The 14368-nt window shown below is 66.9% G+C and carries 14 protein-coding genes; 2 read left to right on the top strand and 12 right to left on the bottom strand.

Annotated elements, in window-relative coordinates; translation table 11 throughout:
• Positions 1–35 precede the first annotated feature (35 nt).
• The gene (locus AC0Z2B_RS04715) at positions 36–575 is read right to left on the bottom strand and encodes a TetR family transcriptional regulator (protein WP_476295360.1); all 540 of its coding nucleotides are present in this window, start codon (positions 573–575) and stop codon (positions 36–38) included.
• A 143-nt stretch (positions 576–718) separates the two neighbouring features.
• On the opposite strand from AC0Z2B_RS04715, the gene AC0Z2B_RS04710 reads away from it, so the two are divergent.
• Positions 719–1501: an SDR family NAD(P)-dependent oxidoreductase gene (locus AC0Z2B_RS04710; RefSeq protein WP_476295359.1), complete on the top strand. Its 783-nt coding sequence runs from the start codon at positions 719–721 to the stop codon at positions 1499–1501.
• 57 nt (positions 1502–1558) lie between these two features.
• Here the strand turns inward: AC0Z2B_RS04710 and AC0Z2B_RS04705 are convergent, their stop codons facing one another.
• The 3 genes from AC0Z2B_RS04705 to AC0Z2B_RS04695 all read right to left on the bottom strand — a co-directional run bounded on the left by AC0Z2B_RS04705 (position 1559) and on the right by AC0Z2B_RS04695 (position 4448).
• On the bottom strand, positions 1559–2368 hold the full coding sequence (locus tag AC0Z2B_RS04705; RefSeq protein ID WP_476295358.1) for an MFS transporter: 810 nt from the start codon (positions 2366–2368) through the stop codon (positions 1559–1561).
• 95 nt (positions 2369–2463) lie between these two features.
• Positions 2464–3423 (bottom strand): sugar phosphate isomerase/epimerase family protein, encoded by a 960-nt coding sequence (locus AC0Z2B_RS04700; RefSeq protein ID WP_476295357.1) that lies wholly within the window; start codon positions 3421–3423, stop codon positions 2464–2466.
• Positions 3420–4448, bottom strand: coding sequence for a Gfo/Idh/MocA family oxidoreductase (locus AC0Z2B_RS04695; RefSeq protein ID WP_476295356.1), 1029 nt, complete (start codon positions 4446–4448; stop codon positions 3420–3422). The genes AC0Z2B_RS04700 and AC0Z2B_RS04695 overlap by 4 nt, the downstream gene beginning before the upstream one ends.
• A 196-nt stretch (positions 4449–4644) precedes the next feature.
• Here AC0Z2B_RS04695 and AC0Z2B_RS04690 point away from each other — a divergent pair, with 196 nt between their 5' ends.
• Entirely contained in the window at positions 4645–5673 is a 1029-nt protein-coding gene (locus AC0Z2B_RS04690; RefSeq protein WP_473006588.1) for a substrate-binding domain-containing protein, read from the top strand.
• Positions 5674–5709: 36 nt separating this feature from the next.
• On the opposite strand, the gene AC0Z2B_RS04685 is transcribed toward AC0Z2B_RS04690, so the two are convergent.
• The 8 genes from AC0Z2B_RS04685 to paaK form a co-directional block, all read right to left on the bottom strand.
• Positions 5710–6609 (bottom strand): helix-turn-helix domain-containing protein, encoded by a 900-nt coding sequence (locus AC0Z2B_RS04685; RefSeq protein WP_476295355.1) that lies wholly within the window; start codon positions 6607–6609, stop codon positions 5710–5712.
• 208 nt (positions 6610–6817) lie between these two features.
• Positions 6818–8866, bottom strand: coding sequence for a phenylacetic acid degradation bifunctional protein PaaZ (gene paaZ, locus AC0Z2B_RS04680; RefSeq protein WP_476295354.1), 2049 nt, complete (start codon positions 8864–8866; stop codon positions 6818–6820).
• Positions 8867–8978: 112 nt separating this feature from the next.
• Positions 8979–10055 carry a 1,2-phenylacetyl-CoA epoxidase subunit PaaE gene (gene paaE / locus AC0Z2B_RS04675; protein ID WP_476295353.1) on the bottom strand — a complete coding sequence of 359 codons (1077 nt, stop codon included), beginning with the start codon at positions 10053–10055 and terminating at the stop codon, positions 8979–8981.
• Between the two features lie 19 nt (positions 10056–10074).
• Positions 10075–10608 (bottom strand): 1,2-phenylacetyl-CoA epoxidase subunit PaaD, encoded by a 534-nt coding sequence (paaD, locus tag AC0Z2B_RS04670; RefSeq protein ID WP_416424121.1) that lies wholly within the window; start codon positions 10606–10608, stop codon positions 10075–10077.
• Positions 10595–11356: a 1,2-phenylacetyl-CoA epoxidase subunit PaaC gene (gene paaC / locus AC0Z2B_RS04665; RefSeq protein WP_476295352.1), complete on the bottom strand. Its 762-nt coding sequence runs from the start codon at positions 11354–11356 to the stop codon at positions 10595–10597. Before paaC ends, paaD begins: the two co-directional genes overlap by 14 nt.
• 8 nt (positions 11357–11364) lie before the next feature.
• Positions 11365–11646 (bottom strand): 1,2-phenylacetyl-CoA epoxidase subunit PaaB, encoded by a 282-nt coding sequence (gene paaB / locus AC0Z2B_RS04660; protein ID WP_416424123.1) that lies wholly within the window; start codon positions 11644–11646, stop codon positions 11365–11367.
• 14 nt (positions 11647–11660) lie between these two features.
• Positions 11661–12650: a 1,2-phenylacetyl-CoA epoxidase subunit PaaA gene (paaA, locus tag AC0Z2B_RS04655; RefSeq protein WP_476295351.1), complete on the bottom strand. Its 990-nt coding sequence runs from the start codon at positions 12648–12650 to the stop codon at positions 11661–11663.
• 357 nt (positions 12651–13007) lie between these two features.
• Positions 13008–14318, bottom strand: a complete 1311-nt coding sequence (gene paaK, locus AC0Z2B_RS04650; RefSeq protein WP_476295349.1) for a phenylacetate--CoA ligase PaaK — start codon at positions 14316–14318, stop codon at positions 13008–13010.
• Between the last annotated feature and the right edge of the window lie 50 nt (positions 14319–14368).

Genomic DNA, 14368 nt, shown 5'->3' with positions numbered 1-14368 from the left:
CCCCTGTACCAGCGGCCGCAGGCCGCGTCCACGCACTATGAAGCCAACCCCGCCAACGCCTGCGCGCAACACGCCTGCAGAATCTCGTCCGCCAGCGCCGAATCGTCCGGGCACGCCCTGGACAGCAGAATGGCCCCCACCAGGTGCGCCATCTCATTGATGCGCCTGGCCCGCGCGGCTTCACCTTGCGCTTGCTCCAGCGAACGCTCGATCGCTTGCCCAAACACCTCTTTCACCTCCGCCGGCTGGCGCGACGCATCGGCCGACAGCGCGGCCATGGTGCAGCCATCGCCGGGCCCGTCGCGGTGCTCGCGCGACAGGTACTGTTTGATCCACGCCGCGCGCTCGGCCGCGCCGGTGCGCGCCTCGGTCTGGGCAAAACCGCAGGCCGCCGCCTCGGTCATCAGGTCGGCCTTGGAGCGGAAATGCTTGTAGAAGCCGCCATGGGTAAAGCCGGCGGCGCCCATCAGGTCGGCCACGCTGACGCCGTCGTAGCCACGTTCGCGGAACAGGGTAGCGGCGGTTGCGACGATGTGCGCGCGGTTGGCCTGCGCCTGGGCCTTGGTGACCTTCATGTTCGTGCCTGCACAAATGGGGAGTGACTGACCGTCAGTATACATTGATGTTGGTTGACATCAAAATGCTTGACGGTCTAGATTTCGGTCATCATCATAAATTCAACCCTAACCCAGCACGTCCAACCCAGGAGCAGGACCTCATGAGCAAGCTTCCAGCTGTTTTGATCACCGGTGCGTCCAGCGGAATCGGCGCCACCTATGCACAACGTTTCGCCCGCCGCGGCCACGACCTGGTGCTGGTGGCCCGCAACAAGGAGCGCCTGGATGCCCTGGCGGCCCGCTTGCGTGACGAAAGCGGCGTCAACATCGATGTGGTGCAGGCCGACCTGACCCAGGCCCAAGACCTGGCGCGCGTGGAGCAACGCCTGGCCGAAGACGCCACCATTGGCTTGCTGATCAACAACGCCGGCGCCGGGCAGTCAGGCGGCTTCACCCAACAAACCGCCGCCGCCATCGACAGCCTGCTGGCCCTCAACGTCACCGCGGTGACCCGCCTGGCAGCCGCCATAGCCCCGCGCCTGGCGCGCACGGGCGAAGGCGCCATCGTCAACATTGGCTCGGTGGTGGGGCTGGCCCCGGAACTGAACATGACCGTCTACGGCGCCACCAAGGCCTTCGTGCTGTTCCTGTCCCAGGGCCTGCACCTGGAACTGGGGCCCAAGGGCGTGTACGTGCAGGCCGTGCTGCCCGCCGCCACCCGCACCGAGATCTGGCAGCACTCGGGCATCGACATCAGCACCTTGCCCGAGGTGATGGAAGTCGAAGACCTGGTGGACGCCGCGCTGGTGGGCTACGACCGCCGTGAACTGGTGACCATTCCGCCGCTGCACGTGGCCGAGCGCTGGGACGCGCTGGATGGCGCGCGGCGGTTGCTGCTGTCGGATCTGCGCCAGGCGCAGTCGGCCGAGCGTTATCGCGCCTGAGCCCGGCTGTGGGGCAACCCTGAACACTGCGTCCAGGGTTGCCCGCCACGGCGTGGGTCAGCCGTACAACCGCTGCTCGATCTCCTCCAGCGTGCTGCCCCGGGTCTCCGGCACCCACAGCGCGACAAACACCAGCGACAGCACCCCTGCAGCCACGAACACGAAGAAGGTCTGGCCAATGCCGATGGTCGCCACCAGTGTGGGGAAGAACAGGCCGATCATGACGTTGGTCAGCCAGAACGCGCCGATGGCCATGCCCATGCAGCCGCCCCGGATGCGCATCGGGAAGATCTCGGCCAGCAGCACCCAGAACGCCGGGCCGATCAGGCCTTGCATGGAGGCCAGGAACAGCCCCATGGCACCGAGGATGAGCATGGCGCGCGACACCGAAGGTTCGACCAGCACCGACACCAGGCCAATCAACAGCAACGACACGGTGGTGCCGGCAAAGCCCATCAGCATCATCGGTCGCCGGCCCAGGCGGTCCAGCAGGTAGATGCCGATGAAGGTAGCACCAATGGAGATCACCCCGTTGACCACGTTGGCGATCAGCGCGCTGCGCTGGGCCAGGCCGGCCTCGGTGAGGATCTGCGTGCCGAAGTACATGATCGAGTTCACCCCGGTGAACTGCGAGGTCACCGCAATGCCGATGCCGATGAAGAAGATGCGCCGCGCGCCCTTTTTCGACAGGTCGCGCCAGCCGCCTTGCTTGATGAATTTCTCGTTGCCGATCTGCCGGGCAATGGCGTCCATCTCGACTTTGGCGTGGACCTTTTGCAGGTAGCGACGTGCCTGGCGTTTCTCGCCGTTGAGGTAGGGGGCGGCGACGTCGGCTGCAGCGGTATTTCCGTAGGAATTAATTGTCATTGTGATATTCCTGACTGAAATTGCGGAACGGCGCCCAGCCGGGGTCGCGGGCAGGCGCCAGTGCTGTGGTTACATCGAGGGGGCTGCGGGGTGGGTCAGATGGCCTGGGGCTTGAAGTCGGCGGCGGCGACCGGCATCACGCCTTGCAGCAGGGCGATGGATTTTTCCAGGCCTTCAAGGCTGTTGAGCAGCACGTCTTCGTGCTCCACCGACAGCCAGCCGTCATAGCCGGCCATTTTCAGGCGGTAGCAGAACTGCCGCCACCACTGCTCGCCATGGCCGAAGCCGAGGGTGATGTACGACCAGCTGCGCGCCGCAATGTCCATCAGCGAGCCGTTTTCCAGCAGCGAGTCGACCGCTTGCACCGGGGTGTTGAGCAGGGTGTCCTTGGCGTGCACGTGGTAAATCGCCTCGCCCAGGGCTTCGGCGGCCGCCAACGGGTCGGCGCCCATCCAGAACAGGTGCGAGGGGTCGAGGTTAGCGCCGATCAGCGGCCCGATGGCCTCGCGCAGTTGCAGCAGCGAGCGCACGTTGTACACGCACTGGCTGCCGTGCAGTTCCAGGGCGATGCGCTCGACGCCGTTCTCCTTGGCCAGCGCAGCGATTTCCCCCCAGAACGGCAGCAGCCGCTCCTGCCACTGGTAGCGCAGGATGGTCTGGGTTTCCGGCGGCCACGATGCCACCACCCAGTTGGGCATGCGGTCGCCGGCCTGGCCTTCGGGCAGGCCGGACATGGTGCACACGGTCTTGACCCCCAGCTCGCCGGCCACGCGAATAGTGTCCTTCAGGCACTGGCCCTGTTCGGGTTGGGTGGGGTGCAGCGGGTTGCCGTTGGCGTTGAGAGCGATGATCTCCAGGTTGCGCGTCTCGAAGCTGCGTTTGAGCTCGCGGCGCGAGGCGGTGCTGTCGAGCATCTGCGCCAGGTTGAAGTGCGGCGCCGTGGACCAGCCGCCGGTGTTGATCTCCAGGCCCGAGACGCCCAGGCGTTGCGCGTGGTCGAGCACGTCCTGGAAGGGCAGGCCGCCCAGGCTGTCGGTGACGAATCCCAGTTTCATGGACGTGCTCCTTGGCGTGGCAGGTAAAGGGCAGGGGTGGCGAGGCTGTGCAGGGTGACCCGGCGGCCCTCGTTCAGGGCCTGGATGCCGGCCTGGGCCACGCTGGCGGCGCAGTAGCCGTCCCAGGCGTTGGCCGCCTGGGCGGGGAACACGCCGGTGGTGACGAACTCAAGGAACGCCTGGTCCTGCAAGCGGTAGGCATCGGCAAAGCGCGGGCGCCAGTCGGCGGCGTAACGGTGGCCGGCGTGCAGTTGGCGGTTGACGCGGGCCTGCACGGGCGCCGCCAGCTCGATGGAGCCTTGCTCGCCCACCAGTTCGCCGCGCACGTCGTAGCCGTAGGCGGCGTTGTTGTTGACCTCGATGTTCACCAGGTGGCCGTCGCGGGTTTCCAGCACCATGAACACCGGCGCACCGACGCCTGTGCTGGAGCTGCGGGCGGGCTGGAACACGGCGATGGCGCTGTACTCGGTGCCCAGCACGTGGCGCGCCACGTCGAACTCGTGGGGGGCGGAGTTGCTGATTGCCATCTGCCCGCTGAAGTTGGCCGGCGCTTCAACGTTGCGGTGGAAGTTGTGCATCATCACCGCGCGGCCGATCAGGCCGGTGTCCAGGGCGTGCTTCATTTCCCGGTAAGAGGGGTCGAAGCGGCGCATGAAGCCCAGTTGGATGAACTGGCGGCCCAGGGACGTCTCCCGGTCGATCACCGCCAGGCACTCGTCCGGGCTCTGCGACAGGGGTTTTTCGCACAGGGCCGGTTTGCCGGCGCTGATGGCGGCCATGGCCAGCGAGGCGTGGGTGTCGTCGGGGCTGGCGATGATCACCGCGTCGACGTCGGCGCGGGCGATGGCGTGCAGTGGGTCGTGGCTGGCGTCGACGGCGCCGAACTGGTCGGCCACGGCGCGGGCACGGCCGGGGGACGGGTCGCAGATCAATTGCAGGGTGGCCCCGGGCACCTCGCGGGCGATGATGCGGGCGTGATCCTGGCCCATGATGCCGGCGCCAATGACGGCGATGCGTATGCTCATATTCGCGTACCTGATCGGTTTGTTGTGGTTGTTGTGGGCTGATTATCAGCAGCGCAAAACCAGCCGGCAACGAGCACGAAGGTCACTTTCTGATGTGATTCCAATCAAATCGGGTAGGGGCGTTTTTTCGCCAGGTGCTGGAATAGTTGAGCGATAGGCTTATTCTTGATGGGAAACACATCAACGGGGAAATGGCATGGGCGGCGCAACACCGGGACAGGTATGGAAGGGCCCCAAGGTGCAGGACATCGCCCGGGTCGCGCGGGTGGGGCCGGCCACCGTGGACCGGGTGCTGAACAATCGCCCCGGCGTTCGCGAGGGCACGCGCCTGAAGGTGCTGGCGGCGCTGGAGAAACTGCGCCACGACCTGGCCGAGGGCCGCGCCACGTTGCAGATCAAGCTGTTCTGCGATTCGGGCGAGACCTTCAACGCCACCCTGGCCCAGGCCGAGGCGGTGGTGAACAGCTCGATGCCGGGGGTGGTGGTGCAGGGCGTGTACGTGCCCACCAGCCAGGTCGACCCGGCGGCCTTCGCCGACCGCGTGCAGGCCGAAGGGGCGTCGGCCGATGGCGTGATCGTGGTGTCGCGCGAGCACCCGGCCATCAACCGCGCCATTCGCACGCTATGTGGGCAGGGCGTGGCCGTGGTGTGCCTGACCACCGATTTGCCCAACTCCAACCGCAGCGCCTACGTGGGCAACGACCAGTACGCTGCCGGCAGCGTGGCGGGTGTACTGATAGGCAATGGGCTACCGCGTGCGCCGGCGAAGATCCTGCTGGTGAACAGCATGCCGTTTCGTTGCCAGCAGGAGCGCGAGATGGGCTTCCGGCGGGTGCTGCGGGCGGATTTCCCGTACCTGAAGATCGATGAACGAATGATGTCCGACGATCGCCCGCAGACCACCACCGACCAACTGATGCGCTATTTCTCCAAGCATGACTACCCGGCGGCCATTTATAACGTGGCCGGCGCCAACCGTGGCGTGGCCCAGGCCATCGCCACGGTGCCGGTTGCGCAGCGGCCGATCTTTGTCGGCCATGAGCTGACGGTGCACACCCGGGCGATGCTGGAGAGCGGGGTGATGGACTACGTCATTTCCCACGACTTCGCCGGTGAGCTGGCCGCGGCGGCGCGCTGGATACGCGGCGCGGTGGAAGGCAGCCGCGCGGCGCCGGGGTTTACGCAGATAGTGGTGCATACGCGGTATAACTGCGAGGGGGGCTGAGCCGAGGCGAAGTCCGGACGCGGCCGGCGGCCGCTGCTACAGGGGGGTGGGTTTGCGGCGGTCGGAGGGTTTTTCGCCGAACAGCTTGTGGTACTGGCTGCAGAAGTAGCTGGTGTGCTCGAACCCCCATTGCGCGGCAATGTCGCTGATGCGCGCCTGGGGCTGGCGGATGAGGGCGCGGCGCGCCTCGTTGAGCCGCACCGAGCGCAGGTACTGCACGGGGTTGACGTCGGCGACGCTCTGGAAGCTGTACTGCAACGTGCGCCGGGAAATCTTCAGGCGCCTGCACAGCTCCACCAGGCTGGCGGTGCCGTGGGGGTCTTCCATCACCAGCTCGTGGCAACGCTGCACGATGTACTGGCGGGTGGTGAAGCTGGGCTGCTGGCTGGGCTGCACGTCCAGCGCGCCGAGCAGGCTGGCGGTCAGTTCCAGCAGCCGCGGCTTGATGCACTGGTCGGCGTGGCTGCCCAGCAACGCCACCAGTTCGCGGCAGGCGCCACGGTGGGCCAGCGCCGGCAGGGCCACGCCCTGCACGGCCTGGCTGGCGCGGCAGCGGGCCAGGGTGGCGTCGCTCAGCACGTCGGCCAGTTCGGCGTAGGGAATGGACAGCCCCAGCACGTCCATGCCGGCGCCGGTGACGGTGCGAAATTCACGCTGGTTGGGCAGCAGGTTGAGGCCATCGAGCAGCCATTTCTGCTCGCTGCCGCCCTGTGGCCACACCAGCGGCAGAATCAGGTTGAGGTGGTCGCGCGGCAGCTGCATGTGCTGGATCGCGGCCTGGCTCAGCCGTTCGCGGAACAGGCGGATGGCGCCGACGTCGCGCACCCACAGCGCGGCGTCCAGCGGGCCGCTGCTCAACTGGTCATAGCGCTGGTCCCAGCCGGTGAGGTGGCTGGCGTGTTCGGACATGTCGGCGGACTGAAAAAACTGCTGCATCAGGCAACCTGCTGGATGAGGGTTGGGCTGAAATTGCAATTGCCGTGCCGGTTGCGGGTAGGCCGCATAACCTGTTGAAAGTGCTGGAATAGAGCGGTTGGCGCGGGAAATAAAAAGGCCCGTCCGGGCCTTATGTTTCCAAATGTTTCCATGTGCACCATCACAGCCCCCGCTGGGGCCGCGACGGTAACAAATGGGGCGTCGGCGCTCAGCCCTCGCGCTTTACCACCAGGGTCAGGATGTCGTAGCTGGCCACCACTTCATCGCGCTGGTTGGTGACTTCCACGTCCCAGGCCACCACCCCTTGCGGGATGCCCTGGGGGCTCTGCTTGCCCTGGTCGATCTTGCGCTTGCAGGTCAGCCGCGCGCGGATGGTGTCGCCGATGGCCACGGGGTTGATGAAGCGCAGGTTGTCCAGGCCATAGTTGGCCAGCACTGGCCCTTCGCCCGGGGAGACAAACAGCCCGGCGGCGGCCGACAGCACGAAGTACCCGTGGGCGATGCGCTGGCCGAACTGCGAGCGGCGCGCCGCCAGCTCGTCGAAGTGCATGTAGAAATGGTCGCCGGACAGGCAGCCGAAGTTCACCAGGTCGGCCTCGGTGACGGTGCGCCGGTGGGTGAGCAGCGACTCGCCGATCTGCAGGTCCTGGAAGTGACGACGGAACGGGTGCACTTCGGTTTCGATGACCTCGGCGCCGCGCACGTACTCGCCGGTGATGGCCGCCAGCATGGTCGGTGAACCCTGGATGGCGGCGCGTTGCAGGTAGTGCTTGACGGCGCGCAGGCCGCCCAGTTCCTCACCACCGCCGGCACGCCCCGGCCCGCCGTGCTTGAGCTGCGGCAGCGGTGAGCCGTGGCCGGTGGATTCGCCGGCAGCGTGGCGGTCCAGCACCAGCAGGCGGCCATGCCAGGCGGCTGCGGCCGGGATGGCTTTGGCAGCAATCTGCGGGCTCCTGGTGACCAGGCTGGCGACCAGGCTGCCCTTGCCGCGGGCGGCCAGCACCAGGGCTTCATCCAGATCGTCGTAGGCCATCAGCGTGCTCACCGGGCCGAACGCCTCGATGTCATGGGCACCGCCTTCGGCGTGGGCGTCGCGGGCCAGCAGCAGGGTGGGGGCGAAGAACGCGCCCTCGGCCACGCCCTCGCCACGCGGGCTGAAGCCGTCGGCGGCGCCGAACAGGGTGTCGCAGCTTTGCTGCAACAGCGCCAGGCGCTCGCCGACGTCACGCTGCTGGGCGTGGGAGGCCAGGGCGCCCATGCGCACGCCTTCCACGGAAGGATCGCCGACCACCACCTTGGCCAGGCGCTCGCGAATGCGCGTGGCCACCGCGTCCAGGTGTTGGCGCGGGACGATGGCGCGGCGGATGGCGGTGCACTTCTGCCCGGCCTTGGTGGTCATTTCGCGCACCACTTCCTTCACGTACAGCTCGAACTCTTCGTCGTCCGGGGTCACGTCCGGGGCCAGGATGGCGCAGTTCAGCGAGTCGGCCTCGGCGGTGAACGGCACCGAATGGCGGATCAGGTTGGGCGTGACGCGCAGCTTGGCGGCGGTGTCGGCGGAGCCGGTGAAGGTCACCAGGTCCTGGCCTTGCAGGCGGTCGAGCAGGTCGCCGGTGCTGCCGATCACCAGCTGCAGGCTGCCGGCGGGCAGCAGGCCGGACTCATCCATCAGCCGCACCACCGCTTCGGTCAGGTAACTGGTGGCCGTGGCCGGCTTGACCACGCAGGGCATGCCGGCAAGGAAGCACGGCGCGAACTTTTCCAGCATGCCCCAGATGGGGAAGTTGAAGGCGTTGATGTGCACTGCCAGGCCGCCGCGTGGCACCAGGATGTGGCTGCCGGCGAACTGGCCGAGCTTGCCCAGGGGGAATGCCGGGCCTTCGTGCACCACGTTGCCCGACGGCAGTTCGCGGCTGCCGATGCCGGCGTAGCTGAACAGCGTGGCGTTGCCGCCCTCGATGTCGATCCAGCTGTCGGCGCGGGTGGCGCCGCTGTGGTGGGACAGGGCGTAGAGCTGTTCCTTGCGCTCGGCCAGGTACAGCGCCAGGGCCTTGAGGCGCTGGGCGCGCTGCTGGAAGTCGAGGGCGCCGAGGCTCAGGTTGCCAACACGGCGGCCGTGGTCCACGGCTTCGGCGAAGTCGAGGGTTTCCTCGTGGGTGCGCGCCAGGGGCTGGCCGTTGAGGGCACTGCGCAGGGTTTGCGCACCGTGCTGGCCGACCCAGCGGCCGGCGATGAAGGATTGCAGGGTAGGGGTCATGGGGCATCTCCACAAACAAACAGGGCATGAGCCCGTAGCAGCTGCCGCCAGGCGGCGTCAGGGGGCACCGTGGTGGCAGGGGACGCGGCCGGCGGCCGCTGCTACGGGGGTGTCAGATTTGGTCGAAATCGAGGACGACTTTCTGGCTGAGGGGGAAGGTCTGGCAGGACAGGACATAACCCGCCGCCACTTCGTAGTCCTCCAGGGCATGGTTGGCGTCCATCTCCACCTCGCCCTCGATGACCCTGCACTTGCAGGTCGAGCACACCCCGGCCTTGCACGAATAGGGCAGTTCGGCGCCGATGGCGTTGCCGGCGTCCAGCACGCTGACGGTGTTGCGTGGCAGGTCGAAGGCCAGGGCGCGGCCGTCGCTGATCACGGTGACCTGGCTTACCGCCGAGTCCAGTTGCCGCGCCGCTTCGCGGGCCTCGCGCTTGTGGCCGTCGTCGGCCACGCCGAACAGTTCGAAGTGGATGCGCTGGGGAGCCATGCCATGGGCCTTGAGCTGGTCGCGCACGGTCTCGGTCATGGCCTGGGGGCCGCAGATGAACGCGGCGTCCAGGGTCTTCACGTCGACCCAGCGGCTGAACAGTTGCTGGCACTTGGCGGCGTCGATGCGGCCGTTGTACAGGTCCACGTCCTGCTGCTCGCGGCTGAACACGAACACCAGGTTCAGGCGTTGCAGGTAGCGGTTCTTGAGGTCTTCCAGCTGCTCGCGGAACAACGCCCCGGAGCTGGAACGGTTGCCGTACAGCAGGGTGACGCGGCTGTGGGGCTCGTGTTCCAGGGTGGTCTTGATGATCGACAGGATCGGCGTGATGCCGCTGCCGGCCGCCACCGCCAGGTAGCTGCCGTGGCGCGCCGGGTCCAGCGGCACGCTGAACTCGCCGGCGGGCGGCATCACCTCAAGCTGGTGGCCGGCCTGCAGCTGCTGGTTGGCGTAGGCGGAAAAACGCCCGCCGGCCACCTGCTTGATCGCCACCCGCAGCTCGTTGTCGTTGACCCCGGTGCAGATGGAGTAGGAGCGGCGCACTTCCTCGCCGTCCAGCTGGGTGCGCATCACCAGGTGCTGGCCCTGGGTGTAGCGGAATTCGTCCTGCAGGTGGGCCGGCACGTCGAACACGATGGACACCGCGTCGCGGGTCTCGGCGCGGACCTGCTTGATGGTCAGGCTGTGGAACTGGCTCATTGTTGTTCTCCGGTAGCCATCAGATGCACTTGAAATAGTCGAACGGCTCGCGGCACTCGACGCAGCGGTACAGCGCCTTGCAGGCCGTGGAGCCGAACTGGCTGAGCAGCTCGGTGTGGGCGCTGCCGCACTGCGGGCACAACACCTGCGGCGCCTGGCCCAGCAGCGTGCGCTTGCTGGTGCTGCCTTCGGGCGGGGCGATGCCGTAGGCGCGCAGCTGTTCGCGGCCCTGGGGGGTGATCCAGTCGGTGGTCCAGGCCGGGGTCAGCTGGCGTTGCAGGCTGGGGGCGGGGAAACCGGCCTGTTCCAGGGCGTCGCGAATGTCGCCCTCGATCACCTCGGTGGCCGGGCAGCCGGAGTAGGTGGGGGTGACCACCACCTGCAGATGCCCGGCCTCCCAGGCCAGGTCGCGGACGATGCCCAGGGCCACCACGCTGACCACCGGCACCTCCGGGTCCATGACCTGGTCCAGCACGGCCCAGGCCTGGGCCAGGTCGCCGGCCTGCTGCGGCCGCGCGCCCCGGTCGCTGACGATCAGCTCACCAGGTTGCATCGGGGTAGGCTCGCGGCAGGTATTGCATTTCGGCCAGCAGCAGGCCCAGGTGTTCACTGTGCAGGCCCTCGCGGCCGTCGAGGTAGAACGGGCTAGCGGGCTCGGGCAGCGGCAGGGTGGCGCGGGCGAACACGTCGGCGACCTTGGCGCGCCACGCCGCGGCGACCTCCAGGGGATCGCCGATCAGCCCGGCGGCCGCCAGGCGCTGCTCGGCGGCGCTGGGGTTGACCAGTTCCACGGTGAAGCGCCAGACCTTGGGCAGCGCCGCCAGCATGCGCGCGTGGCTTTCCTCGGTGCCGTCGCCCAGGCGCTCCACCCATTCGGCGGAGCGGCGCAGGTGGTAGGTCACCTCTTTCAGGCCCTTGGCGGCGATGCCGGCGATGCGCGCGTCGCTGGAACCGGCTAGCCCGTGCAGCATTTGAAAGTGCCAGGCGTCGTAGAAGAACTGCTTGAGCATGGTTACCGCGTAATCGCCGTTGGGCTGTTCCACCAGCAACAGGTTGCGCAGCTCGCGTTCGTTGCGCAGGAAAGCCAGGGCGTCGGCGTCGCGGCCATCGGCCAGGCGCTCGGCGGCGTATTCCAGCCAGTGGCGCGCCTGGCCGATCAGGTCGAGGCCGACGTTGGCCAGGGCCAGTTCTTCTTCCAGCGCCGGCGCGTGGCCGATCCACTGGCTCAGGCGCTGGCCCTGGATCAGGGCGCTGTCGCCCAGGTGCAGCAGGTAATGGGTCAGGTCGTGTTCGATGCTCATGGTCGGCCTCACATGTGCCCCACTTCGGGCGGCAGTTCGTAGAAGCTGGCGTGGCGGTAGACCTTGTCGTCGGCCGGGTCGAACAGCGGCTCCTTGTCGTCCGGCGAGGAGGCGGTGATCAGCGCCGAGGGCACCACCCACAGGCTCACGCCTTCGCTGCGACGGGTGTACAGCTCGCGGGCGTTTTCGATGGCCATCACTGCATCGGCAGCGTGCACGCTGCCCACGTGCTTGTGGTTGAGGCCGTGCTTGCTGCGCACGAAGACTTCGAACAGGGTCCAATCGGACATGGGGTTTCTCCAGCTCAGGCGGCGTTCTTGTTGTGATGTTTGCGGGCGTGGGCCACGGCGGCCTGGCGCACCCAGGCGCCGTCCTCGATGGCCTGCTTGCGGGTGGCCACGCGTTCGGCGTTGCAGGGGCCGTTGCCCTTGAGCACTTCGTAGAATTCATCCCACTGGATGGCGCCGAAGTCGTAATGGCCGGTCTCGGCATTCCATTTCAGCTCGGGGTCGGGGCAGGTGCAGCCCAGCAGTTCGAGTTGCGGGATGGTCTGGTCGACGAAGCGCTGGCGCAGTTCGTCGTTGCCCTGGCGCTTGATCTTCCAGGCCATGGACTGGGCGCTGTTGGGCGAGTGTTCGTCGCTGGGGCCGAACATCATCAGTGCCGGCCACCACAGGCGGTTGATGGCGTCCTGCACCATGTCCTTCTGGGCCTGGGTGCCGTGGCGCATCATGGTCAGGAGCATTTCGTAGCCCTGGCGCTGGTGGAAGCTCTCTTCCTTGCAGATGCGCACCATGGCCCGGGCGTAGGGGCCGTAGGAAGTGCGCTGCAGCACCACCTGGTTGACGATGGCGGCGCCATCCACCAGCCAGCCCACCGCGCCCATGTCGGCCCAGCTCAGGGTGGGGTAGTTGAAGATGCTCGAATACTTGGCCTTGCCGGCGTGCATCTTGGCAATTTCTGTATCGCGATCGGCGCCCAGGGTTTCCATGGCGCTGTACAGGTACAGGCCGTGCCCGGCTTCGTCCTGGATCTTGGCCATCAACTGCAGCTTGCGCTTGAGCGTCGGCGCGCGGGTGACCCAGTTGCCTTCGGGCAGCATGCCGACGATTTCCGAGTGGGCGTGCTGGGAGATCTGGCGAATCAGGGTTTGCCGGTAGGCGTCGGGCATCCAGTTCTTGGCTTCGATCTTGATTTCAGCGTCGATACGTGCCTGGAAGGCGCGTTCCTGGGCGTCCATCTCGTCGAGGGTCTTGAGGCGCTTGACGCCGGTTTCCACTAGCTGTGCGTACATGAAGGGTCTCCGCCATGAGGGGGCATGGCTATTTTATAAGTGATACAGAATCAAATATCAAACACAAAATATGCGTATCAAATAAAAATCCGTATCGCTTTCTGCGGGTGCATCGATGTGGCCGCTGCCGCCAGGCTGCGCTGGCCCTGTGCCTCACTGAAGATCTGCAGTGTGGGTAAGGGCCAGCGCAGCCTGCGGCAGCGGCTACAGGGGGTATCAGAGGCGACGCCGGCCCGTAGCAGCTGCCGCAGGCTGCGTCCCAGGCGGCGCGGTGTGTCTGGCGGTGCGCGCCGTCCGTGACGCGGCCTGGCGGCCGCTGCTACAGGTTGGAGTGTCAGAGGGGGCGTTTGTGGGGTATCAGTTGCGCTTGTCGAAGACGTGGGCGGCCTTGCCTTCCGAGCGCTTGAGGGAGTGCAGCGGCTGTAGCAGCACGCGGGTGCTGATGCCGATGTAGGTCTTGATCTGCTTGCTGAGCTCGTTGCACACGGCCTGCTGCTGGGCTGTGTCGAGGTGCTGCTGCTCGGGGCGCAGTTCGACGTGGACGTCCACCGAATCGAGGTTGCCGTTGCGATACAGGTGCATCTCGTAGCATTCGCTGAGCTGTTTGATTTTCAACACCTGCTCCTCCACCTGGGTGGGGAACACGTTGACCCCGCGGATGATCAGCATATCGTCGCTGCGCCCGGTGATCTTGTCCATGCGCCGCATCGGCCGGCCACTGCCGGGCAACAGCCGGGTGAGGTCGCGGGTGCGGTAGCGGATCATCGGCAGGGCCTCCTTGCTCAGGGAGGTGAACACCAGCTCGCCGAACTGGCCGTCGGGCAGCACCTGGCCGGTGACCGGGTCGATGATTTCCGGGTAGAAGTGGTCTTCCCAGATGGTCGGGTGGCCGCGGCTGTCGGCGCATTCCATGGCCACGCCCGGGCCCATGATCTCCGACAGGCCGTAGATGTCCTGGGCGACGATGCCCAGGCGGCGCTCGATGGCGCCGCGCAGCTCGTCGGTCCAGGGTTCGGCGCCGAAGATGCCCAGGCGCAGGGCGAGTTTCTGCGGGTCGATGCCCTGGCGCTCGATCTCGTCGGCGATGTTGAGCATGTACGAGGGCGTGACCATGATGATGTCCGGGTTGAAGTCACGGATCAGCTGCACCTGTTTCTCGGTCTGCCCACCCGACATGGGGATCACCGTGCAGCCCAGGCGCTCGGCGCCGTAGTGGGCGCCCAGGCCGCCGGTGAACAGGCCGTAGCCGTAGGAAATGTGCACCTTGTCGCCGCGCTTGCCGCCGGCGGCGCGGATCGAGCGGGCGACGATGTTGGCCCAGGTGTCGATGTCGTTCTGGGTGTAGCCGACCACGGTGGGCTTGCCGGTGGTGCCGCTGGAGGCGTGCAGGCGCACCACCTCGTGCTGGGGCACGGCGAACATGCCGTAGGGGTAGTTGTCGCGCAGGTCGTTCTTGCCAGTGAAGGGGAAGCGGCCCAGGTCGTCCAGCGACTTCAGGTCATCGGGGTGCAGGCCCAGGGCGTCGAAGCGCTGGCGGTACAGCGGCACGTTCTGGTAGGCGTGGGTGAGGCTCCAGCGCAGGCGCTGCAGCTGGTGTTCGCGCAGTTGGTCGACGCTGGCGGTTTCGAACGGGTCCAGCAAGGCTTCAGGGTCAAGGTGCATGTTCATGGTTTCACTCGAATTGTTCTTGTGTGAGTGTCCGGCCCGCAGCAGGGCGG

The sequence above is a fragment of the Pseudomonas sp. GYB4201 genome (genome assembly GCF_056312595.1).
The sequence above is the reverse complement of the archived record's forward strand: the minus strand, read 5'-3'. Positions and strand labels throughout refer to the sequence as shown.

Excerpts from the sequence above, each read along its gene's own strand:
- AC0Z2B_RS04715 (WP_476295360.1), bottom strand. The coding sequence starts at position 575 with ATGAAGGTCACCAAGGCCCAGGCGCAGGCCAACCGCGCGCACATCGTC.
- AC0Z2B_RS04710 (WP_476295359.1), top strand. The coding sequence starts at position 719 with ATGAGCAAGCTTCCAGCTGTTTTGATCACCGGTGCGTCCAGCGGAATC.
- AC0Z2B_RS04705 (WP_476295358.1), bottom strand. The coding sequence starts at position 2,368 with ATGACAATTAATTCCTACGGAAATACCGCTGCAGCCGACGTCGCCGCC.
- AC0Z2B_RS04700 (WP_476295357.1), bottom strand. The coding sequence starts at position 3,423 with ATGAAACTGGGATTCGTCACCGACAGCCTGGGCGGCCTGCCCTTCCAG.
- AC0Z2B_RS04695 (WP_476295356.1), bottom strand. The coding sequence starts at position 4,448 with ATGAGCATACGCATCGCCGTCATTGGCGCCGGCATCATGGGCCAGGAT.
- AC0Z2B_RS04690 (WP_473006588.1), top strand. The coding sequence starts at position 4,645 with ATGGGCGGCGCAACACCGGGACAGGTATGGAAGGGCCCCAAGGTGCAG.
- AC0Z2B_RS04685 (WP_476295355.1), bottom strand. The coding sequence starts at position 6,609 with ATGCAGCAGTTTTTTCAGTCCGCCGACATGTCCGAACACGCCAGCCAC.
- paaZ (WP_476295354.1), bottom strand. The coding sequence starts at position 8,866 with ATGACCCCTACCCTGCAATCCTTCATCGCCGGCCGCTGGGTCGGCCAG.
- paaE (WP_476295353.1), bottom strand. The coding sequence starts at position 10,055 with ATGAGCCAGTTCCACAGCCTGACCATCAAGCAGGTCCGCGCCGAGACC.
- paaD (WP_416424121.1), bottom strand. The coding sequence starts at position 10,608 with ATGCAACCTGGTGAGCTGATCGTCAGCGACCGGGGCGCGCGGCCGCAG.
- paaC (WP_476295352.1), bottom strand. The coding sequence starts at position 11,356 with ATGAGCATCGAACACGACCTGACCCATTACCTGCTGCACCTGGGCGAC.
- paaB (WP_416424123.1), bottom strand. The coding sequence starts at position 11,646 with ATGTCCGATTGGACCCTGTTCGAAGTCTTCGTGCGCAGCAAGCACGGC.
- paaA (WP_476295351.1), bottom strand. The coding sequence starts at position 12,650 with ATGTACGCACAGCTAGTGGAAACCGGCGTCAAGCGCCTCAAGACCCTC.
- paaK (WP_476295349.1), bottom strand. The coding sequence starts at position 14,318 with ATGAACATGCACCTTGACCCTGAAGCCTTGCTGGACCCGTTCGAAACC.